The organism is Lacinutrix mariniflava (assembly GCF_001418015.1).
Taxonomy (GTDB): domain Bacteria; phylum Bacteroidota; class Bacteroidia; order Flavobacteriales; family Flavobacteriaceae; genus Lacinutrix; species Lacinutrix mariniflava.
Genome location: NZ_LIQG01000026.1, coordinates 1,033,274 through 1,057,258, shown reverse-complemented (window position 1 = coordinate 1,057,258; position 23,985 = coordinate 1,033,274). Strand labels below are relative to the sequence as shown.

Below are 23,985 nucleotides of genomic sequence, written 5' to 3'. Positions count from 1 at the left end.
ATTATTAATGACTTCAACATTACAGCTTGATATTTCATGTTTAGCATTAATTTTCTAAAAAAGATATTTCAATACAAATGCCAAACTTCTTTTTAAAGCAAAAAAAATCATAACAAACTAATAATTAGCTTGTTATGATTTAATTTTAAATTATCACACGATTTCAAAACATCGATATACCGCGTATTTTAAAGACGAAATACACAAATTAACGGTATTCCGTTAATTTATTACGTTTTTGAAATACCGAGTTTAGTCATTCTATCTCTTAATGTGCTAGGTTTTAAATCTAACACTACAGCTGCTCCTTTACTTCCACTAACCTTCCAATTACATTGCTCTAAAACTTGAATTATATGATTTCGCTGAACAGCGTCTAGCGATAAGTCTTTTTTATTAATAGGCGTTGCTTTTTGCGCAGAAGATTCAAACCCAGGAATGACCAACATGTCCTTATTAGACAAAATAGAAGCACGCTCTACTAAGTTCTCCAACTCTCTAATATTTCCAGGCCAATTATAACCTTTTAATTTATTCATTGTATCGTCACTAATATACTTAAGCGTTTTCCCATAAGCTTTATTAAATTTGTTTACAAAATGCTCGACCAACAATGGGATATCGTCTTTTCTTTCTCTTAGCGGAGGTACAACTATTGGAAACACGTTAAGTCTAAAATACAAATCTTCGCGAAATTGTTTTTTCTCAATCTCCTCCTTTAAGTTCCTGTTTGTTGCTGCAATTACTCTAACATCTAACTTTTTTAACTGCGTACCACCTACCACTTCTATTTCACCTTCTTGTAAAAACCTTAATATTTTAGGCTGCATATCTAAAGGCAACTCACCTATTTCGTCTAAAAACAAAGTACCGCCATCTGCCAATTCAAATTTTCCAATTTTATCATTAACAGCACCAGTAAAAGATCCTTTTTTATGACCAAACAATTCACTCTCAATTAATTCTCGAGGTATTGCAGAGCAATTAACCTTTATTAGTGGTTTCTTATTACGCAAACTAGTATTATGCACTGCTCTTGCTAACAATTCTTTTCCTGTTCCAGATTCACCTAATAATAAAACAGTTGCCGTTGTTGGCGCCACTTTTTCTACTTCTGTTAGCACATTACTAAATTCCACACTACCATACACCATCTCTTCATAATTAAAAACTAAATCTAACTCGTTTCTTAGATATACATTTTCTTGCTCTAATTGTTTTCGTAAGGTATTTAACTCACTATTAGCTAGCGTAAGTTGATTGTTTGCAACAATAGACGCTTTTTCTGCTAATTTTCTTTCTGAACTCTGAATCATTAAGGACACCAAATTAGCAATCGAAGTTGCAAACTCCTCTTCATCTGTAGTCCAAACATGTATAGCACCAACTTCTTCAAAACATAAAATTCCATACACCTCATCTATACCTTGAATTGGAATACTTAATTTAGATTTTATATTTAATGGCTTAAGATAATCTTCTACAAAACCTTTAGAAAGCTCATGATTGACAGCATCTGAGGCTGCTACTATTTTATTATTACTTAAAGCATCAAAAAACTGGTCATTATTTATTTTAGAATACACCTGCCCACTTTGATAATCATCACTGTTTTTCGTGTATAGTTTTTCACAAAACATTTCTGTATTATCTTTGTTAAACTTTAAAATACTTCCTCTTTCAACATTTAAAGTTTTTGCCGAAAGTGCCGTAATTTCGTTTAAGGCTTCTTTATAATCTGTCCCAACTAAACCTGCCAATTCGATAATAACATTTTTTCTCTCTAATGATTTTTTCGCATTATTCTGCAAAACAGTTTTAGCCCGCTCTTCTTCAGAAACATCTTTCATTGTACCAAATAAAGCTATAATCTCTCCTTTATCATCCTTAATACTTCCTGTTAAAAACGAAGCAAGAAATGTTTCTCCATTTTTTCTAATAAACTCAAACTGGAATGACGGCGCCTCTCCTTTGGCTATTTTTGCATCGATTTTTGACATTGCCTCGTAATCTTCCTCTTTTGCAAATGGATACGGTATATTAAGACCGATAAGTTCTTCTTCTGAATACCCTAAAATCGCACATAACGAATCGTTTACTTTTACAATTCTACCAGACGTATCGAGAATAATCAAGCCTTCTTGCATAGACATAACAAGCTTATCATTAAATTCTTTTGCTAGATTTAAGTCTATTTCTGCTTTTTTACGCTCTGTAATATCTTGCACTGTAGCAAAGTTTGCCGTTTTTACACCATTCTCATCATAAGTACTTGAAATTAAAACATGTACCGGGAAACGAATCCCGTTTTTACGCATATAAGTGTTTTCGTAACTCTTTTCATTCTTCCCTTCTATTAACAGTTTATATCGCCTACTGTTTGCTTCTTTTAATTCGGGTGGCAAAAATGGATATGGACGCTTAACTCCTATTAATTCTTCCTCTGTAAAACCTGTCATTTTACAAAACGACGGATTGACACTAATTATTTCTGATTCTAAATTTATAGCAATTAATCCTTCGCTCATTGACTGCAAAAGGCCTGAAGAAAATTCGTTAGCAACTTTTAAATCTAACGCTATACTTTTACGTTCGGTAATATCCTGAATAGTACCGAAGAAACTTACAGCAATTCCATCTACATAAACCACTTCACCCAAACCATGAATCCATTTTAACTGCTTATCTATTTTGGAGATAATTCTATATTCTAAATCAAATTTTTGATTAAGCTCAAGACTTGCGAATACATTTTTTTTAATGAGAGCTCTATCATCAGGATGCACTATTGTTTTCCAAAGATCAAAATCTACATCGGTATCACTATCTACACCAATAATTTGATTAAAAGTAACCGAGGTTTCCCCTAACAACTCTTTTACACTCAAATTAAAACTCCCTATTTTTGCGATTTCTTGAGCAATTAACAGCGATTTCTCACTTTGTTGTAGCTTGATTTCGGATTGCTTTCTCTTGGTAACATCCTGCATGGTACCAATTAGTTTTACTGCATTTCCTTCGGCATCATAAATCAACTCTCCTACACCATGAACCCAAATTTCTTCTTTGGTATTAAACTTTAAAACTCTATATGCCTTATTGAATCTAAACTTACTCTTTACTCCATTTGCCAAGTAACCTAGCATCTCCTCTCTTTCATCTGGATGAATAAGATCTCCCCAACTTTCGACAGATTTCTCATACGATTCATCTATACCAAAAATACCATACAGCACCATAGAACCCTCCCAAGTCATCGTATTCAAGTCGACTGTATAAGACCCTATACTAGCAACGGCTTGAGATTGCCTCAAATTATATTCACTTTCTTGAAGTTTTACTTCTGCATTTTTACGCTCTGTAATATCCTGTGTGGTTCCAATTATTTTAACAGGATTTGCATGATCATCGAAAAGCAACTCTCCATTAGCATGTACCCAAACCTCTGCTTTAGTATCTGCTTTTAATATTTTGTATTCTATGTTAATTTTTTTTCTATTTAAAACACAATACTCATAATGGTTTTCAGTCTTTTCTTTTTGACTGGGACAAATAAGGTCACTCCAACTTTTGCTTGTTTTTACGTAAGTTTCATTTATGCCATAAATTTTATCTAACACAGTGGAGCTCTCCCAATTACCAGTTTTTAAATCTACGACATAAGACCCAATACCTGCAACCACTTGAGATTGTCTTAAACTATACTCACTTTCTAAAAGTTTTATTTCTGATCGTTTTCTATCTGTAATATCTTGTATTGTTCCAATCATTTTTATAGAATTCCCTTTGGCATCAAAAAGCAACTCTCCTATACCATGTACCCAAATCTCCTCATTAGACTTTAGCTTTAAAACTCTATATTCCTTGTTGAATTTTTTATTGTTTACTACACAATATTCAAAATAACCTAATACTCCTTCTCTGTCATCCGGATGCATGCGCTCTTCCCAACTGTCCATCGTCTTTAAATAAGATTGATCATTTTGATCAATACCAAAAATATTAAATAACACAACAGAGCCTTCCCAAGTCATGGTACTTATGTCTATAACATAAGACCCGATATTACCAACTACTTGAGACTGCCTTAAATTATATTCGCTTTCTAAAAGTTTAATTTCTGAATGCTTACGATTAGTAATATCTTGCATAGTACCAATCATTCTTACAGGAGTACCTTGACTATTAAAAATCAATTCTCCAATACCGTGCACCCATATCTCTTCTTTAGTATCGAGTTTTATAAGTCTATATTCTTTATTAAACCTCGTATTACTTTCAATACAATATTCAAAATGATTTTGTATTGCTTCTCTTTCGTCTATATGAACACGATCATTCCAGTTTTTAACTGTTTTCTCGTACGACTGGTTTACTCCCAAAATAGTATGTAGAACCAAAGACCCTTCCCAAGTCATTGCTAATAAATCTATGTTATAAGACCCTATGTTACCAACTATTTGAGATTGCCTTAAATAGTATTCATTTTCTTTAAGTTTTTCTTCTGCTTTTTTTCGCTCTGTAATATCTCTAGCAATAGCAACTATCCTCCCATCCTTTCGTAATTTTGAAGATATCTCTACATCTATAATAGATTTATCTTTACACTTAAATAGCCTGGAAGAAATTACAGCTTCTCCATTACGTATTTTTTTAAGATTATTTGGGTCTTGAACAATATCACCAATATTAAAATCTTGAATTTTTAATTTTAAAAATTCTTTTTCGGTATACCCTAGATTTTGATAGGCTGCTTTATTAAAATCGTATATAGTTCCATCTAAAGAATAGGACACTATAGAATCACTTGCTTGATCTATTAAGGACTTATAGGATTCATCTTTCTTTTTAATTTCAGCAAGTATTCTATACCTTTCTATTGCAATATTCGCCAAACTTACAGCAAAATTAAGTTCTTGAACTTCATCTAAAGTAGGCGTACTTATAGACTTACTGTAAATTGCAAAAGTTCCTAGAATAGCATTACTCTTCGATAAAATTGGTATAGACCAGCACGACTTTAAATCATGACTTAGAGCTATATCTCTATGTTTAACCCACAACTTATCTATACTTATGTCTTTAACTATTACAGGTTTTTTAGTAAAAGCTGCAGTAGGACATGAACCTGAATTATTTTCGATAACTAATTCTGCTACGGACAAATTGTATGATTTGGGCAATGATGGTGCAGATGCCAAAAGGAGAAACTTACATTCTTCATCCACCAAACTAATAGCACCAAAATAACTTGGGTGCACAGACTCATAGTTTAATAATAATTGCTCAAAAACCTTATTTAAAGGTGTATTTAGAGCAATTAAATCTAATATCTCGTTTTTATTAATTAATAATTGCTCTGCTCTTTTACGCTCTACAATCTCTCTTCCTAAATCTAAACTTTTCTGTTCTAACTTATTAACAAGTCTTTCGCTATAAAGCTTCAAAACTTCATCTTCAGAGATTCTTACTTTTTTATTATATTTTGGCTTCGTTCTTACCGTTTTTAAAATATCGTTTACAGTAGAAAGCAACTCGTCATGCTCGATTGGTTTTCTTAAAAACTGAGCTGCCCCTAATTTTAACGCAAAATCTTCGTCTAACTTTTCTGTGTAATTTGAGGTATAAAAAACAAATGGTATTTTTTTAAATAAATTTTCTTTTTTACATGCTTGACAAAACAAATACCCATCCATTACAGGCATTAAAATATCTGAAATAATAAGATCTACATTACTGTTCTCGTACAACCTATTTAACCCTTCTTTTCCGTCTCCAGCCTCAACAATATTAAAACCCGCTTCTTCAAGTATTACTCGAAGTAAGTATAAGTTCTCGTAAGTATCGTCTACTATTAAAATAGTTTTTTTTGTCATTTTTATTTCTTCTTAATGATATTTTCCATTTCGCTTACAAACGTTTCTGGATTTATTGGTTTTTCTAGATAACCGTTTGCACCAGCCTCTATCGCCTTCTCTCTATCCCCACTCATTGCATAAGATGTTACCGCTATTATTGTAGTACCTTTAGGAAGACCATTGTGCCTTAATTTATTGCATATTTCATAACCGTTCATATCTGGAAGATGTATATCTATTAAAATAATTTCAGGATTATTTTCATGCGCCAACCTAAACCCATCTAACCCATTAAATGCTTCAATTACATTATAATTGCTCTTAGTAAGCAGGTAAGATAGCATATACATATTCTGCTCGTTATCTTCGATTATTAAAATTGTTGGCTTCATAAATTTATATGTGTTTAGCAAACAGAAAATCAACCTCTAACTACACTAAAATACTATAAACATTTTAACATTATGCTTTTTCTAAACTATTTCTTCTCAATAGGCTCTAATGGCAATTTAAAGGTAAAATTACTTCCTTTTTTTAATTTACTTGTTACACTAATTGTCCCTTCTAATTTTTCTATCAAACTTTTACAAATTGCTAATCCCAAACCTGTACCTTCATGACTTCTATTTAAACCATCGTCTACTTGAATAAAAGGCTGGAACAATCTATTAAGGTCTTTTTTACCAATCCCTATACCTTGATCTATTATTTGCGTTACCAGCACATTATCGATAACATCTACTTTTACAACAATAGTTCCTTGACTAGAAAATTTAATAGCATTCGAGAATAGGTTTAGCAATACTTGTTCAACCCTTCGCTCATCACTATTTAAAGTAACGTCTATTGCAGCTATTTCCGAACTAATAACAAGTCCTTTTTTAGAGGCTTGTGGCAATAAGAAGTCAATAGTATTTTTTAATGTTGTTAAATAATTAAAAGGAGAAATAGACACATTTAATTTCCCTGCCTCAATTTTAGAAATATCTAAAACATCATTAATTAGCCCTAGCAAGTTTTGCCCACTATTTTTAACCATAGTTAACTGCTTCTTCTGCTCTGTATTTAATGGCCCTGCAAACTCTTTTAATAGAATACCCGTAAACCCAATAATAGAGTTCATAGGCGTTCTTAATTCGTGAGACATGTTTGCTAAAAAGGCGGATTTCATTAAATCTGCAGACTGCGCTTTCACCTTTTCTTTTTCTAGTTCAAAAGTTCTTAATTCTACTAATTCTTCAAGATTGTTTCTATATCTTTTTAGTTCACTCTCATTATTTTTCTTTTCAGTTATATCGATTACAGTAATTAAAACATGACCTTTATTATTTAACTGAAGTGACTGCAAAGAGATTAACAGAAAAAGCTCTATTCCGGATTGCATTAGGTATTTTAATTCAATATTTGATACGTAACCTTTTTCACTAAACTCACTCCAAAGCTTGTTTTCATTTTCTAAGTTATTTTGACTGCTAAAATTGAATAACCCAATTTCCTCTGCAGTATTACCCAACATCTCCTCTCTTTTAAATCCAACAATGTTTGCCAATGCTTCGTTTACCTCAACGATTACTTTTTCTTTATTAAGTATGGCTTTTCCAGTAACATTGGAATTAAAAGCTTTAGAGAATTTTTCTTCATTTTCTTTTAACTCCTCTTCTACTTTTTTCTTATCTGTATTATCAATTACAGCAAACAGTGCATGTGCCTCTCCTGCAACATCAAGCGCTTCCACCGAAACTAAAAGATCCATTTTCTTTCCACTTATTAAAGTCCTACTCACCGATTCGTTCCTTAGGAAGCCATCCTTGAATACTTTTTCTGACAATCTCACTTTCTGACTATAATAAGCCTCGTCTAAAACATCTACTTTAGCTTCATCTAATGTTTTACCTATCAAATGCTCTCGGGTAGATTCTAGCATTTTCGCCATCGCATCATTAACCTCTATTCTTACTTGATCTTTATTTACAATCGAAAAACCTATTATGTCTGACTGAAATACTTTGGAGAATTTCTCTTCACTTTCTTTTATATTTTTTTCCGATTCAACACGTTCCGTAACATCTTGTATTAAAGACAAAACAGTTTCTATTTCTCCATTTGGAGCTTGCAGAACAGAATTATACCATTGGCAATAAATAACTTTTCCTTCTTTGGTGTTGTTACGATTAATGATCTTGTTATTTTTTACTTTACCGCTTCTCAACTCATTAGAAATAACATCAGTAGCAGGAATATCCTCTTCGTAAACTAAATTTAAATCTACTAATTGTTTTCCTATAGCTTCAGATTCTTTCCAACCGAATATAATTTCAGCTTGCGCAGACCATTTGGTAACACAAAAATCCTTATTCCATTCAACAATAGCTAGTGGTGAATTATTTAAATGTGTTGTAAGGCGTTGATGTGCCATCCTTATTTCTTCCTCTACTTTTTTACTTTCTGTAAGATCTCTTATTACTCCAATTAAAAACTTATTACCACTACTATCTATAAATCGTGTTTTTTTTGCAGAGAGAGTTTGAACGACGTTAGTTGTTTTATTTAAACTCACAGATTCCTCCGTAACATTTTCAATACCTGTTAAAAATAATTCTCTCTCATTATTTAATACTCGCTCTCTTGCTTCGGGATCAATATTTTCCATTAATGTTTTCCCAATAATAGCAGACCTAGGAAGACCAAAAATAGAACAAAGCGCATCATTTACAAGGATTAATTCGCTTTGCTCATTCTTTACAAAAACAGGATCACCTATAGTATTTATAATATTATTTAAATACTTTTCGTTTTGAATAACTTGCTCCTCATGCTCTCTACGTTCCGTAATATCGATAAGTGTCCCTATGTAGCCATACAAGTTATTATTAGCATCTAACAAGCCAGTAGCTTTAGCCGAAAGCCATGTTGTTTTTCCTTTTTTATCAAGGAACCTTAAATCTGTAATGTAGTCGGTTTTTGTAGAAATCGCTTTTTCCCATATCTTAAGAACTCTATCTCTATCCTCCGGATGTATAGCGTTAGACCAACCAAAACCCATTGCCTCTTCAAAAGATATCCCTGAGTATTTTATCCATTCTTTATTTACATAACTACAAACACCATTCTTGTCTGTCTGAAAAATTGCAACAGGTGCGTTAGAAGATAATCGTCTAAATAATTGCTCACTGTTTATTAACTTTTCTTCAGCTTCTTTACGGTCTGTAACATCCACAACTGTACCTATATAACCATATAATTCACTATCAGAATCATATAGACTAGTTGTCTTAGCAGAAACCCATTTTATTTCACCGTTCTTCTTTAACAACCTAAATACAGAAACTAATTCACTTCCACTAGAAACCGCATGCTCCCACTCCTCCATAACTCTACTTCTGTCTCCTGGATGAACAGCATTAGACCAACCAAAACCTAAGGACTCATTAAAAGTTAGTCCCGAATACTTTATCCACTCTTCATTAACATAATTACAAGTACCATCTTTATTTGATTCATAGATACCAACAGGAGCATTAGATGACAGTCGCCTAAATAATTGTTCGCTTTTTATTAAATTCTCTTGAGCCTCTATACGCTCTGTAATATCTAACAGCATTCCCACAAAGCCATATAACTCCTGATTAGAATTATACAACCCAACAGTTTTAGCAGAAACCCATGTTATTGTTTTATTTTTATGAAGAATCCTACAATCTAACTTAAACTCAATTCCTGAAGCGATAGATGCGTCCCACTCCCTAAGAACTCTCTCTTTATCTTCTGGATGGATTGTATTAGACCAACCAAAACCTGAGGCCTCCTCGAAAGTAAATCCAGAGTATTGCATCCATTCATTATTAACGTAATTACAGGCTCCATCTTTATCTGTTTGAAAAATAGCAACAGGAGCATTAGAAGATAATCTTTTAAATAACTCCTCACTCTTTATTAGTTTTTCTTCAGCCTCTTTTCTATCTGTAATATCAATAGCCATACCGATATAGCCATATAATTTATTTTGTGCATCGTACGTTTCTACAGTCTTTACAGTCACCCACAATATTGTGTTATCCTTTTTACGCAGAAACCTAAACTCTGTCTCAAGCTCACTATCATCTGATAAAACGTATTTATTCCACTCTTTAAGTATTCTTTCTTCATCATCTGGATGAACAGCTGTAGCCCAACCATAACCCATTGCCTCCTCAAAAGATATTCCTGCATAATTAGACCATCTTTGATTTACATAATTACACGAACCCTCTGTATCCGTTTGATATATTCCAACTGGAGCCTTAGATGTTAATCCTTTAAATAATTTCTCACTTTTTACTAATCTCTCTTCTGCTTCTTTACGTTTTGTAATATTTGAAGCAACAATACCCAAGGCAATAGGCTTATTTGTTGTTTTATCTTTTATCAAGAAACCAGCCATTTCTATAGGTATTAAATCACTTGTTTTTAAGTTTCTAAATTCGACCTCTCCACTCCATTTATTCTTTTTAAAAATATTAGGCATGTGCTCATTAACAATCTTCTCTTGGTATTCCTCAGGAAAAACATCAGCTATAAAACCTGGCAAATCTTCGTTAACATTTAAACCAATTAGCTTTCTACCATTAGCATTTAAATAAATAGGCTTACCCTCTAATGTTGCCAGTCCAACAAAATCACCACTTGTTTCTATTAAAGAAAGCAACATTTGATTCTTATCATCTGTTTTTTTCTTTTCGGTAATGTCTGTAAAATAAATAGTCAAGCCTTCTGGTAAAGCGTACACCCTGTTCTCAAACCACATATCTAAAGGCTCGTAATAATCTTCAAAATAAATGGTTTCTCTAGTTTCGACTGCTTCATAATATTTATGATAAAAAGGAAGGCCTACACCTTCTGGAAACTCCGTCCAAATATTCTTCCCTATTAAACTTTCTGGCGATCTTCCTAAAATTTCTGCTGCTTTTTTATTTACATAAGTGTAACACCAGTTCGTATCTAAAGAAATAAAACCATCCGAAATACTATTTAAAGAGGTTTCTAATTGAGAGGCTAATTCCTCCTTTAATTGCTTTTTCTCTGCCTTTACCTTTAAGTATTTTTTTTCATATCTAAATATTGAAAAAACATCTCGTTCTTGACTCGCTATAAAAGAGCTATCACTCTTCTTATTATCTATATATTTAACGTAGACGTATAAAATGGAAGAAAACACCAGAGCTGAAAAAACTTTACTTATAAAATCACCAACTAGCAAATTACCAAAATCTGCAGAGCCATAGTAAAGTGTTATATTAAAAATAATTGTATCAGAAATAAAAACCAGTAGTAATGAAATAAAGAGTGTAAAAAAGAAGTATCGCTTACTAATTTTTGAAATTAAAAATTGATAAATTACAACCAACCATAGAAAATCTAGCAGCAACAAGATAGTACCAGTAATAAAATATTTATCGTTTATTAAAAAAGCAAACGAAGACTCTACAGCATCTAAATTTTGCGCATTCGCAATACCAAACAATGCAGACAAAAGAAGGTTTGAGATAATAACACCTAAAATAAGAGCCCTGGCACTAGAGGCTCCTTCTTTAATATAGATTAATAAAACAGCAAATAAAAGAGAGCTAAATATAACAACAGATACTGGATAAATTGTAATTTCTTGAAAGAGAGTAAAGCTTATCCTTGTCCCCGAAAGCGCCTGCAAATACCGTTCTGCTCCCAAAAAGAGATAAAGAGGTGCTAGCCCTAATAAATTTCGAAGTTTAAACAATAAAAGAATACTAGAAGATATGAGTAAGAACTCCACGACTACTATAGTATATGCATTCATACAATGGTGTTGGTTAAGCTGGGACGCTTAAAAATACACCTTTTACTTTTAAACTAAAAAAAATAAAGGATATAAAAAATCAAAACAAGGCAAACCAATGTTGATTATCAGTTAACTATATAGGGTTCTCATAAAAAAAAGAAGAAAAACAATATAATGAGCACCTAAATTAAAAGAGACCAATAACCATCTCCATGGTTTCAAAATCTAATAATTCAAGTCGCGTATTTTTATTACACTATATTTTCTCTAAATATTTTTGTCTAATAATATCACTTACAGGCTTGTCCTCGATTTTACTTTCAAGCCAAGAAATAATATCTAAATACAAAAAGGCACGACGCTCATATGGATGGCCTTCGTATGTTTTTAAAGTATCTCGTAAAGTTCTAAAAGCATTTTTTAAATCTTGCGGATAAATATCTTGCAAGCCTTTAATAAATTTTATCATCTCCTTTTGGACTTCGTGGAGGTCATTCATTTTAATTAAAAACTTGTATGTACTTCTTAGTAAAGTATCTAAATGATAGTCTAATCCTGCTTCGTAGTGCGCTACCAAATTTAATACTCTAGAAAAACACAACAAATCTTCTCGCATCGAAAGCGATTTATTAGAAATAATTTTATCTAAATACCGTATACATTCTTTATTATTACCGACTCCAAAATGCAAGCTGGCAAACTTATAATAAAATATCATTTTATGATGCTCGTCTACTCTATTATCGAACTCAACTAAATCTGCTTCTATTTTAGGTATTAATGACAAACCATCTTGAAAACTCCCATCTATAAAATGTTTATTAATATCATGAAAATTAAGATATAAAAAAGTTAAAGACTGCACATTTTCATCTTTTGGAAAACTAGAATCCTTGATCCTAGATTGTAAATTTGAAAATGCCTCTATAAATTTTGGCTTGTTATTAACAAAGAAAATAGATTCTAACAAGTAGTTATTACCTTTTAGAAAAAACACAGGATTTAAATTCACCATATCCGGATACTGATAAAACAAATCGACCCATTTGGATGCGTATTTATAGCAGTGTAAAAAATCTTGCATTAAAAAACTGTACCACAAATGAGCTTGATAAAACCACAGTTTCTCCCTAAAACCAACCTTAGAAATCTTAAATTTCGGCAATCTATCATTAAAGTATTTGGTTACTTCATTGCTTTCTCTCTCGTTTTTTACATAACCTGTTTTTAATATTATACCATATAACTGAAGCGATAGATTAGATAATTTACTAGTAATTACATTTAACTCGCTTAACTCTTTTGCCTGTATAGTTAACTCATCGGCTCTTGTACTTATACTCCTAGTTATATATTGCGCTTCAATAATTTTTTCTAATTCTACAATTTCGAAGGCAAGATTCTTTTCTTCATTTGTAATAGCAACATCTTTTGCTTTATCTAAAATTTTCAAACTTTGCTTATAGAGTCCTTTATGGTATAATATTGAAGCAAAATCTAACTGTTCTCTTATTTGCAATCTAATATTTTGATGCGATGGATTTAGCTTTAAACTAATAAGAATCTGCTTATATAAATGGGCTTTTACATTAGCTAATTGCTGTTTTTTTATTTGAGTGGACTTTAATATCGAAACCTCATCGTAATGTTTAAGCTTATCTAAAACTGTAAATAAGTTTAAAAATTTAGAATCCGAATTCACACCCAATCGACCAACATACAATTTAAATTGTCGTTTTTCGGACTTGTTTAACGATTTAACTAAGGCGAATAAATTATCTTTTTGGTCTTTAGTCATCAACTAATAAATTATTTAAGTAATTGATTACTAGTATTTTATGTTCTATTTTAAAGATTGAACATCGTAACACTTTAAATAGTGATTGCTAGTAACGAATAACCAAAGTATAAATTAGTATTTCAATAGAAAAATAAAACTCTCTTAAATGTCAAATAATAACATACAAATTTTCGATACAACGCTTCGTGATGGAGAACAAGTTCCAGGTTGTAAATTAAATACAGAACAAAAAGTAGTCATCGCAGCGCAATTAGATTTATTAGGAGTGGATGTTATTGAAGCTGGTTTTCCCGTCTCAAGTCCAGGTGATTTTAAATCTGTTGAAGCTATTTCAAAAATAGTAAAAAATGCAACGGTTTGTGGACTAACACGAGCTGTTGAAAATGATATAAAAGTAGCTTCGGAAGCATTAAAACATGCTAAAAAGCCAAGAATACATACAGGTATTGGGACTTCAGACTCTCATATTATTCATAAGTTCAAATCGAATAGAGAAACCATTATCGAGCGTGCTTTTGAAGCCGTTAAATACGCCAAGTCTTTTGTTGAAGATGTAGAATTTTATGCTGAAGATGCAGGACGTACAGAAAACGAATACCTTGCTAGAGTTTGCGAAGCAGCAATAAGAGCCGGAGCAACAGTATTAAATATTCCAGATACAACTGGCTACTGTTTACCTAGCGAATATGGTGCAAAAATCAAGTATCTAAAAGAAAATGTAAAAGGTATTGAAAAAGCAATTCTATCTTGCCATTGCCATAACGATTTAGGTTTAGCTACTGCAAATTCTATTGAAGGTGTAATAAATGGAGCTAGACAAATAGAGTGTACTATAAATGGTATTGGAGAGCGTGCTGGAAACACAGCTTTAGAAGAAGTAGTTATGGTTTTAAAACAACATCCCTACCTTAACTTAGATACAAATATTAAAACTGAAATGCTTTACGGAATGAGCCAATTGGTTTCAGACAGTATGGGCATTTACACACAACCCAACAAAGCTATTGTTGGCGCCAATGCTTTTGCTCACAGTTCAGGAATTCACCAAGATGGCGTCATTAAAAATCGAGAAACTTACGAAATTATAAACCCTAAAGATGTTGGCGTAACAGAATCTGCTATTGTTTTAACAGCAAGAAGTGGTCGTGCTGCTTTAGCTTATAGAGCTAAAAATGTGGGTTACGAATTAACCAAACTACAACTAGACGATGTTTATGCAAAATTTTTAAACTTTGCAGATAAAAAGAAGCAGGTAGAAGATGAAGATATTCATCAAATTATAGAAACTAGCAACATGTACAGAGAAATTATCTCTGCATAATAAATTCCTGCTTAGGCAGAAATAACAAAATATGAGTAAAAAAACATTATTTGATAAAGTTTGGGATGCGCACGTGGTCGATAGTATAGAAAACGGTCCACAGATACTTTATATAGACAAACACTTAATACACGAAGTAACAAGTCCGCAAGCTTTTAATGAATTAGAAGATCGCGGAATTGCTGTTTTTAGACCAAATCAAATTGTAGCCACTGCAGATCACAACACACCAACAGAAAATCAGCATTTACCAATTAAAGATTTACAGTCTAGAAATCAATTAGAGCAACTATCTACAAACTGTAAAAAAAATAATATTACACTATACGAACTAGGTCATAAATACAATGGCATTGTACATGTCATGGCTCCAGAGCTAGGGTTTACACAACCAGGGATGACAATGGTTTGTGGCGACAGCCACACCTCGACACACGGTGCTTTTGGCACTATTGCATTTGGTATTGGAACTAGCCAAGTAGCACAGGTTTTTGCAAGCCAATGTTTATTGCTTACAAAACCAAAAAGCTTACGAGTAACTGTTAATGGCAAACTTAAAAATGGCGTATTACCTAAAGATGTTATTCTTTATATTATCTCGAAACTAGGCACCAATTCTGGTACTGGATATTTTTGCGAATATGCAGGAGATGTTTTTGAGAACATGACCATGGAAGGCCGAATGACTGTTTGTAATATGAGTATTGAAATGGGAGCTCGTGGTGGCATGATTGCTCCAGACCAAACCACTTTCGATTATGTTAAAGGACGTGAATACGCACCAAAAGGAGATGATTTCGATAAAAAAGCAGCTTACTGGAAAACATTACCAACAGACGAAGGTGCTATTTTCGATAAAGAATACGCTTTTGATGCAGAAGATATAGAACCCATGATTACCTATGGAACAAATCCAGGTATGGGAATTAAAATATCGGAAAACATCCCAAATAACAAAGACGCTTCATTTGTAAAGTCTTTAGAATACATGAATTTTGAAGCTGGAGAAAGCTTAATCAACAAACAAATAAACTACGTATTTATTGGTAGTTGTACCAATTCTAGAATTGAAGATTTTAGAGTTGCAGCTAAGTATATAAAAGGAAAACAGAAAGCAGACAATGTAACTGCATGGCTGGTTCCTGGTAGTAAACAAGTTGAAACACAAATTATAACTGAAGGCTTAAAAGATATTTTTGATGCAGCTGGATTTGAATTAAGACAACCTGGTTGCTCTGCATGTTTAGCAATGAACGACGATAAAATTCCGCAAGGCGAATACTGTGTATCGACCTCGAATAGAAATTTTGAAGGCAGACAAGGCCAAGGTTCTAGAACCATTTTAGCAAGCCCATTAGTAGCGGCTGCAACAGCAATTGCTGGAAAAATAATAGATGTCACAGAAAATATTGAAACACTAGAATTCGCATAACATGGAAAAATTTACAACATTAACCTCAAGAGCAATACCGTTAGATATTGCGAATGTAGATACAGACCAAATTATTCCTGCGCGTTTTTTAAAAGCGACAGATAAAAAAGGTTTTGGAGATAACGTTTTTAGAGATTGGCGTTATAATAAAGATGGATCTGAAAACTCTAAATTCTCATTAAATAACACAGATTACTCCGGGAGCATATTAGTTGCTGGAGATAATTTTGGCTGTGGATCTAGTCGTGAACACGCTGCCTGGGCTTTAGTTGGGTATGGCTTTAAAGTAATTGTATCTAGTTTTTTTGCTGATATTTTTAAAGGTAACGCCCTAAACAACGGCCTACTACCTGTTCAAGTTTCGAAGGCATATTTAAAGCATTTAATATCTGAGGTTAATGCAGATCCAAACGTAAAGATAAAAGTAAATTTACACGAACAACAAATTAGCATTAGTAGCAGCAAACGTTTTGAGAATTTTAACATTGATCCATACAAAAAAACATGTATGATTAATGGTTACGACGATATCGATTACCTACTTAGCAAAAAGAAAACAATTGAAGCATTTGAAAATGCAGTTGACTAGTTAGCACACTAAGGGTTACCTATTAATTCTTATTTAACAAATAGGAATCGTGCTATTTCCAAGCTGAAGACACTTTTAAATGCCTTAAATAAAGGGCAAGAAAAGCACAACCACTAGGAGACGCGAAAAAATATAATAATAAATTTCCTTTTACATGGGAACGAAAAAATAAATTTGAGATGAAATTAAATATTGCTGTTTTACCAGGTGATGGCATTGGTCCAGAGGTGACCAAACAAGCTATTAAAGTTTTAAAAGCGATTGCTTTAGAATTTGACCATACGTTTTTATTCAAGGAAGCATCGGTTGGCGCAGTGGCCATAGACGAACAAAACAATCCCTTACCAGACTCTACTTTGGAGCTATGTAAAACGAGTGATGCTATCTTGTTTGGAGCTATTGGTCATCCAAAATACGATAACGATCCAAGTGCGAAAATAAGACCAGAACAAGGCTTACTTAAACTTAGAAAAGAATTGGGTCTATATGCAAATGTTAGACCTGTAAAAGCATACGACACTTTACTTGATAAATCACCTCTAAAAAGAGAGATTATTGAGGGTACAGATATTAGTATTTACAGAGAATTAACAGGTGGCATCTATTTTGGCGAAAAGAAACTAAGCGAAGATGGAGATACTGCTTCAGATTTATGCGAGTATTCCCGCTATGAAATTGAACGTATTGCACATTTAGCATTCAAAGCTGCTCAAAGCAGAAGTAAAAAAATAACATTGGTGGACAAGGCTAATGTTTTAGAAACTTCTCGTTTATGGAGAAAAGTTGTTACCGAATTAGCGACACAATATCCAGATGTAACTTTAGATTTCTTGTTTGTTGATAATGCAGCTATGCAAATGATTTTAAATCCAAAACAGTTTGACGTTATTTTAACCGAAAATTTATTTGGAGACGTAATTAGCGACGAAGCTAGCGTTATTGGTGGTTCTATTGGATTATTAGCTTCAGCCTCGGTTGGAGATAAATATGCAATGTTCGAACCTATTCATGGATCGTACCCGCAAGCAACTGGAAAAGGTATTGCCAATCCTGTAGCTTCTATTTTAAGTGCTGCGATGCTATTAGAACATTTTGATTTACACGAAGAAGCAGATTTAATAAAAGAAGCCGTAGATAAATCTCTAAAATTAAACGTTACAACACCAGATTTAAATACTATTTACGATAACGTTTCAACTTCAAAGGTTGGGGATTTTATTGCCGATTTTATCAGCAATCCAAACGACTCAAACCTTAATTTTACAAACATCCACTTAGGACAATCCACTATCATTTAATGCCTGTACAACCTAAACTTACGCGATTTAATCAAAATGTATTATCGAAGTATCAAATATACAACAGTATATTTATGACGCTTCCTTTCGATGCGATAACAAAAACTGGTGCGCTTTTACCTCTTTTTCACGAAACTTGCGAGAAAGGTTTTGCCAAGCAAGACAATCCAACAGCTATTGTTGAAACGTTTTTTAAAAAATACCAATCTAGCCGCTCTCACGAGAGTCAGACTAATTTATTATTTAAATTTATTCAATACATAGAACGTCAAGTTGTATTATTTGATGCTATTGAAGATGCTGCTTTTCCATTAGTTAATAACATGGATGGTATTGGAACCTTGCGTAGTTTAAAAGAAAGTGTAACTGCCGAAAATAAGCTAGAAACACTTAAAACTTATTTAGAAGAGTTTAAAGTGCGTATTGTTTTAACAGCGCATCCAACACAATTTTACCCAGGCTCTGTTTTAGGTATTATTACAGATTTAACCGAAGCTATTCGTGAAAACGATTTGCTTAGAATAAATGATTTATTAGCACAATTAGGTAAAACACCATTTTTTAAACATGAAAAACCAACGCCTTATGATGAGGCTGTGAGTTTAATATGGTATTTGGAAAATGTATTTTATAAATCTTTTGGATCTATTTACGATTACATCCAACAAAATATTTTTGATGGAGAACACATAGATAACGACATTATAAACATTGGCTTTTGGCCAGGAGGAGATAGAGATGGAAATCCATTTGTAACTCCAGAAATAACTCTAAAAGTTGCCAATAGATTACGCGAAACTGTTATTAAAAACTACTATCGCGATGTAAGAGGTTTAAAAAGAAAATTATCTTTTCAAGGTGTTGAAGATCGTGTATCAACTTTAGAGCAAAAGCTTTATAAAATGATCACTAATCAGGAATCAAACTTAACTTTAGTTTCTTTTACTTCAGAATTAAAAGAAATAAAAGAAATTATTATAGAAAAGCATCAGTCACTTTATGTAAATGAAGTGAATAGCTTATTGAATAAAGTTCATTTATTTGGCTTTCATTTTGCCAATCTTGATATTCGTCAAGATAGCAGAAAACATGAACAATTTTTTAACGATATGGTAAACACTTTGATTGAAAGTGGTAGCACTATATTCCCGAAAAACTATCAAGATTTATCTGAAAAGGAACAAGTTGAAATTTTATCTAAAGTCGAAGGCAGTGTTGATTTATCTTTAATTAAAGACGAAGAAACCTTAAAGGCTTTAAACACAATGAAGGCTATAAAAACCATTCAAACTACAAATGGTGAAGTTGCCGCTAACCGTTATATTATAAGTAACAACCAAACCACTTTACATGTTATGCAGTTGTTTGCAATGTTAAAGCTAGTCGCTTTTCAAGATAAATTAACTGTTGATGTTGGACCTTTATTCGAAACGATTACCGATTTAGAAAATGCGCCTCAAGTTATGGAAGAGCTATACACTAACCCTGAATACGCTGCACATTTAAAATCTAGAGGAAATAAGCAAACTATTATGCTTGGTTTTAGTGACGGAACAAAAGACGGTGGTTATTTAATGGCCAACTGGGCAATCTACAAAGCAAAAGAAAACTTAACTACAATTTCAAGACAATACGGTATTACTGTTATTTTCTTTGATGGTCGTGGCGGACCTCCAGCTCGTGGCGGAGGAAAAACACATAACTTCTACGCCTCTCTTGGACCAACCATTGAAGACAAAGAAGTACAATTAACAATACAAGGGCAAACGATTTCTTCTAATTTTGGAACCTTAGATTCGTCTCAGTACAACTTAGAGCAGCTAATTAGTTCTGGTATCTATAATAGTTTAAGCGATAAAGATTTAAGCATGCTTCCTGAAAACAGAGACGTGATGACAGATTTATCTGAACGTAGCTATAAAGCGTATTCTGCTTTTAAGGCACATCCTAAATTCATTTCGTACTTAGAACATATGAGTACTTTAAAATATTATGCCAAAACAAATATTGGAAGTCGCCCATCTAAACGCGGTAAAGCAGAAGGCTTAGTATTTGAAGATTTAAGAGCAATACCTTTTGTTGGTTCTTGGAGCCAATTAAAGCAAAACGTACCAGGATTTTTTGGTGTTGGAACCGCACTTAAACATTATGAAGACACTAATACGTTCGAGAAAGTTCAGCATTTATTTAAAACGTCTGATTTCTTCAAAACATTGATTGAAAATAGCATGATGTCTTTATCTAAATCATTTTTTGATTTAACAAAATACATGAGTGATGATGAAGAATATGGTGGTTTCTGGAATGTTATTTATGAAGAATATAAAACTTCAAAACGTTTACTTCTAAAACTTACAGGCTACACAGAGCTTATGCAAGAAGAACCTGCAGGAAGTGCATCTATTGCTGTTAGAGAATCTATTGTTTTACCATTATTAACAATACAACAATATGCTTTAAAGAAAATTCAAGAACTAGAAAAAGCTGAAGTTAGAGATGATGCACAAATTGCTATCTACGAAAAACTAGTAACACGCTCATTATTTGGCAATATTAATGCTAGTCGTAATTCGGCTTAATCACCAACTATTAATTTAAAATAAAAACCCTCAAAATATTAATATTTCGAGGGTTTTTATGCTCACAATAGCCGTTATTGATTATAAATACAACAGAAATACATTTCAAACATGGTAAACTACTCCTTAAAATTGAGCTTACCATTATATGCTAAAGCAAACGAACTGCCCAAATCTTATAAAACTATCCCTAACAAAGAGGCGCAATAGCCTTAAAAAAAACGAAATGCACTTCTTTACTATTTAAATTTAAGAATGTTTTAAATAAAAAAAAAAGCCTCGAAGCTGTACACTTCGAGACTTTACCAATAAAACTAACTATTTTTTAATGTTCATTCAATCTAAAGTCTGGATAAGCATCCATACCATGTTCATGAGCATCAAGACCTTCTAATTCTTCTTTTTCAGAAACACGTATTCCAACTACTTTCTTCATTGTAAAAATAATTAAGAATGAAGATACAATACAAATTGCTGCATAAGCTAACACTCCGTATAACTGCGGTAAGAATGACAAACTATTTGCAGCTTCAGACACAGTAGCAACAACATCTCCATTCGCATTTAAAAATGCTCCAGCATCATCAGTTACAGCACTAAAACCAAAAATTCCTACTGCCAACGTTCCCCAAATACCACAAACCAAGTGTACAGCAATTGCTCCCACTGGATCATCTAATTTTAATTTATCTATAAAGGCAACTGCAAATACAATTAACACACCTGCTATTGCTCCTATTACAATCGCGCTTGTTGGAGACATAACATCTGCTCCTGCAGTAATACCAACTAATCCACCAAGAATACCGTTTAAAAACATAGTTAAATCTAAGTTTTTATACATAACAGTAGAGGCGATTGCAGACACAACACCACCAGCTGCTGCTGCTAAACATGTTGTAACCAATACTAAAGATGTTAATTCTGGATCTGCAGACAATACAGATCCTCCATTAAATCCAAACCATCCTAACCATAATATTAAAACTCCAGCAGTAGCTAAAGGAATATTATGTCCTGGAATAGCTTGAGGTTTTCCATCTTTATATTTTCCAATTCTTGCACCTAATAAACAAACTGCAACTAAAGCTGCCCATCCACCAACTGAATGCACTAATGTAGATCCGGCAAAGTCATAAAAACCTAATCCATCTAAAAATCCGCCTCCCCATTTCCATGAGCCCGCAATTGGATAAATTAACCCAACATAGATTACAGTAAACAACATAAATGGTCCAATTTTCATACGTTCTGCAACAGCTCCAGAAACTATAGTTGCTGCTGTTGCTGCAAACATACCTTGAAATAAGAAATCCGTCCAATACGTATAACCTCCATTATAAGTTAAATCTAAACCTCCTGCTGCTGTAAGTGGAGCATCTAATCCAAATCCTGCAAATCCTAAGACTCCCATATCACCAGCTTCAAAACCTGGATACATAAGGTTAAACCCTACTAAACAGTATAATAATAAACCAACTGTGATAATAAATATATTTTTAAATAAAATATTAATTGTATTCTTTTGCCTAGTTAATCCTATTTCTAAAAGTGCAAAACCTAAGTGCATAAAGAAAACTAGCGCTGTACAGATCATCATCCATACATTATTTGTCATTAATTCCATGTTTTTTATTTTAAAGTGTTTCCTCCTTTTTCTCCTGTTCTTATTCTGTAAACATCATCTATTTGAGAGACGAAAATCTTACCATCTCCAACATCTCCAGTTGAGCCTGATTCTAAAATGGCTTTTATAGTAACCGCTTCAAAATCATCGTTAACTACTATAGACAAATAGCGTCTTTGAATATCGCTTGTACTATAAGATACACCTCTATAAACATGACCTTCTTTTTCATTACCTAATCCAGTAACATCCCAATAAGAGAAAAAATTAACACCTACTTCGTGAAGTGCTTCTTTTACTGCAGAAAATTTAGATTTTCTGATAATTGCTTCAACTTTTTTCATAATTAGTTTTAGTTAAAATTTATATATAGCAGCAACTAGAAAAGATGCTAAACTTTCTGTTGGCAAACCATCGTTATCGTAAAATGGAGTATTATCAGACCAAGAATCGAAACGAACTTCTGGCTTAATTGTTAAATCATCTACAGTATAACTACCTGTAAGCGTTACATCGAAAACACTTGGCAAATCATCACCTTCACCGTGCATAGCAAAATACTCACCTCTTAATCCAAGAGAAAAATCATCACTTAAAGTATACTGAGGATATAGTGCAGCACCATAAAAACCAGCACCATCATTATCTTGATACGCAGCATTAATTCCTAAAAACATGTCATCAGAAACATCAAAACCACCAGTAAAATCTATTTCAAGACCTAAAACAACTCCAGAATCATAATACACATTCAAGTATTGATCTGAATAACCTAATTGCGCTCCAAAGGCATAATCTCCTGTTGTATTATTATTTGTATCCGTAGCGTTCATTGCAGATACCATAAGTGAAAAATCTTCAGACAATGCAAAATCTGCTTTTAGTCCAACATGAGAAAATGGTCCACTTGCAAACAAATAAGAAGTACTGTAATTAAAATTTCCTACAGGAGAAATAACTTCATACCCTAAGAAAGTATTAAAACGTCCAAAAGTTAATGTCGTTTTTTCAGACACATTCCAATATGCATAAAGTTGATTTACATAAAGCACATCTGAACCCACAGCTTGATCTCCTCTTGGTCCAAAAACCAAATCAGCAACAGCTCCTACTTTTCCAGATTCATAAGAACCTATGAAATTTGCCATTCCTAATGCAAATCCTGTTTGATTAGCGAATGAAGCAGGCGATTGAGCAATAGTATCTGTGGCAGTTAAATTCGTTCTATAATAAGCATCTACACTTCCTTCGTAAGAAAATTTCTTTTTAGGTGCTTCCTCTGCATCTTGAGCAAAACCGATTGATGCTACTAACAACACAAATATTAGCGTAATTTTTTTCATAATAAACTTGTTTTTTAATGATTATAGAAATCAAATCTATGTAAAATGTAATTACACCCTATCAAAATGATGGGTTTAAAAACAATTTTTATGAATTTATGCGTTTACACCCTTGAATTTTTAGGGTTGAATTATTTTTTTATCTTTTTTTGACAATTCAGCAATTACACTTTTAAGAATTATCAAAAATTTTACAAATTATATGCGTTATTTTCAACACAACGTATTCACCGCAAACGTTTTCGCAACATTTAACATTCTATTAATAAATTATTAACATTAGCTTATATTCATTATATGACTATAAAATTGTAGAATTTTCATTAAGTCCATCGTTAATTAT

General features: G+C 32.7%; 12 protein-coding genes. 5 read left to right on the top strand and 7 right to left on the bottom strand.

What is annotated here, in order from left to right; all coding sequences use genetic code 11:
- Window positions 1-230 precede the first annotated feature (230 nt).
- The 4 genes from ASC44_RS18335 to ASC44_RS11610 all read right to left on the bottom strand — a co-directional run bounded on the left by ASC44_RS18335 (window position 231) and on the right by ASC44_RS11610 (window position 13,450).
- Window positions 231-5,876, bottom strand: coding sequence for a PAS domain S-box protein (locus tag ASC44_RS18335; protein ID WP_055447760.1), 5,646 nt, complete (start codon window positions 5,874-5,876; stop codon window positions 231-233).
- Between the two features lie 2 nt (window positions 5,877-5,878).
- Window positions 5,879-6,250: a response regulator gene (locus tag ASC44_RS11620; RefSeq protein ID WP_055447759.1), complete on the bottom strand. Its 372-nt coding sequence runs from the start codon at window positions 6,248-6,250 to the stop codon at window positions 5,879-5,881.
- 86 nt (window positions 6,251-6,336) lie between these two features.
- Window positions 6,337-11,670, bottom strand: a complete 5,334-nt coding sequence (locus tag ASC44_RS11615; RefSeq protein ID WP_083476284.1) for a PAS domain S-box protein — start codon at window positions 11,668-11,670, stop codon at window positions 6,337-6,339.
- Window positions 11,671-11,908: 238 nt separating this feature from the next.
- On the bottom strand, window positions 11,909-13,450 hold the full coding sequence (locus ASC44_RS11610) for a hypothetical protein (RefSeq protein WP_055447757.1): 1,542 nt from the start codon (window positions 13,448-13,450) through the stop codon (window positions 11,909-11,911).
- A 148-nt stretch (window positions 13,451-13,598) separates the two neighbouring features.
- Here ASC44_RS11610 and ASC44_RS11605 point away from each other — a divergent pair, with 148 nt between their 5' ends.
- From ASC44_RS11605 to ASC44_RS11585, 5 genes are all read left to right on the top strand, one after another.
- Window positions 13,599-14,774: a 2-isopropylmalate synthase gene (locus ASC44_RS11605; protein ID WP_083476283.1), complete on the top strand. Its 1,176-nt coding sequence runs from the start codon at window positions 13,599-13,601 to the stop codon at window positions 14,772-14,774.
- Window positions 14,775-14,805: 31 nt separating this feature from the next.
- Window positions 14,806-16,206: a 3-isopropylmalate dehydratase large subunit gene (gene leuC / locus ASC44_RS11600; RefSeq protein WP_055447756.1), complete on the top strand. Its 1,401-nt coding sequence runs from the start codon at window positions 14,806-14,808 to the stop codon at window positions 16,204-16,206.
- 1 nt (window position 16,207) lies between these two features.
- On the top strand, window positions 16,208-16,795 hold the full coding sequence (gene leuD, locus ASC44_RS11595) for a 3-isopropylmalate dehydratase small subunit (protein WP_055447755.1): 588 nt from the start codon (window positions 16,208-16,210) through the stop codon (window positions 16,793-16,795).
- 179 nt (window positions 16,796-16,974) lie between these two features.
- Complete coding sequence (gene leuB / locus ASC44_RS11590) at window positions 16,975-18,093, top strand: 3-isopropylmalate dehydrogenase (RefSeq protein ID WP_055447754.1); 1,119 nt, start codon at window positions 16,975-16,977, stop codon at window positions 18,091-18,093.
- Window positions 18,093-20,672 (top strand): phosphoenolpyruvate carboxylase, encoded by a 2,580-nt coding sequence (locus ASC44_RS11585; RefSeq protein ID WP_055447753.1) that lies wholly within the window; start codon window positions 18,093-18,095, stop codon window positions 20,670-20,672. Before leuB ends, ASC44_RS11585 begins: the two co-directional genes overlap by 1 nt.
- A gap of 325 nt (window positions 20,673-20,997) precedes the next feature.
- Here ASC44_RS11585 and ASC44_RS11580 read toward each other — a convergent pair whose 3' ends face one another.
- From ASC44_RS11580 to ASC44_RS11570, 3 genes are read right to left on the bottom strand one after another with little or no spacing between them, the layout of a single operon-like run.
- Window positions 20,998-22,299 (bottom strand): ammonium transporter, encoded by a 1,302-nt coding sequence (locus tag ASC44_RS11580; RefSeq protein WP_055447752.1) that lies wholly within the window; start codon window positions 22,297-22,299, stop codon window positions 20,998-21,000.
- A 5-nt stretch (window positions 22,300-22,304) separates the two neighbouring features.
- The gene (locus ASC44_RS11575) at window positions 22,305-22,643 is read right to left on the bottom strand and encodes a P-II family nitrogen regulator (RefSeq protein WP_055447751.1); all 339 of its coding nucleotides are present in this window, start codon (window positions 22,641-22,643) and stop codon (window positions 22,305-22,307) included.
- Between the two features lie 12 nt (window positions 22,644-22,655).
- Window positions 22,656-23,642 carry an outer membrane beta-barrel protein gene (locus tag ASC44_RS11570; protein ID WP_055447750.1) on the bottom strand — a complete coding sequence of 329 codons (987 nt, stop codon included), beginning with the start codon at window positions 23,640-23,642 and terminating at the stop codon, window positions 22,656-22,658.
- Between the last annotated feature and the right edge of the window lie 343 nt (window positions 23,643-23,985).

Coding starts and splice junctions, on each gene's coding strand:
- ASC44_RS11580 (WP_055447752.1), bottom strand. CDS start 22,299: ATGGAATTAATGACAAATAATGTATGGATGATGATCTGTACAGCGCTA.
- leuB (WP_055447754.1), top strand. CDS start 16,975: ATGAAATTAAATATTGCTGTTTTACCAGGTGATGGCATTGGTCCAGAG.
- ASC44_RS11575 (WP_055447751.1), bottom strand. CDS start 22,643: ATGAAAAAAGTTGAAGCAATTATCAGAAAATCTAAATTTTCTGCAGTA.
- ASC44_RS11585 (WP_055447753.1), top strand. CDS start 18,093: ATGCCTGTACAACCTAAACTTACGCGATTTAATCAAAATGTATTATCG.
- ASC44_RS11620 (WP_055447759.1), bottom strand. CDS start 6,250: ATGAAGCCAACAATTTTAATAATCGAAGATAACGAGCAGAATATGTAT.
- ASC44_RS11610 (WP_055447757.1), bottom strand. CDS start 13,450: ATGACTAAAGACCAAAAAGATAATTTATTCGCCTTAGTTAAATCGTTA.
- ASC44_RS11570 (WP_055447750.1), bottom strand. CDS start 23,642: ATGAAAAAAATTACGCTAATATTTGTGTTGTTAGTAGCATCAATCGGT.
- leuC (WP_055447756.1), top strand. CDS start 14,806: ATGAGTAAAAAAACATTATTTGATAAAGTTTGGGATGCGCACGTGGTC.
- leuD (WP_055447755.1), top strand. CDS start 16,208: ATGGAAAAATTTACAACATTAACCTCAAGAGCAATACCGTTAGATATT.
- ASC44_RS11605 (WP_083476283.1), top strand. CDS start 13,599: ATGTCAAATAATAACATACAAATTTTCGATACAACGCTTCGTGATGGA.
- ASC44_RS11615 (WP_083476284.1), bottom strand. CDS start 11,670: ATGAATGCATATACTATAGTAGTCGTGGAGTTCTTACTCATATCTTCT.
- ASC44_RS18335 (WP_055447760.1), bottom strand. CDS start 5,876: ATGACAAAAAAAACTATTTTAATAGTAGACGATACTTACGAGAACTTA.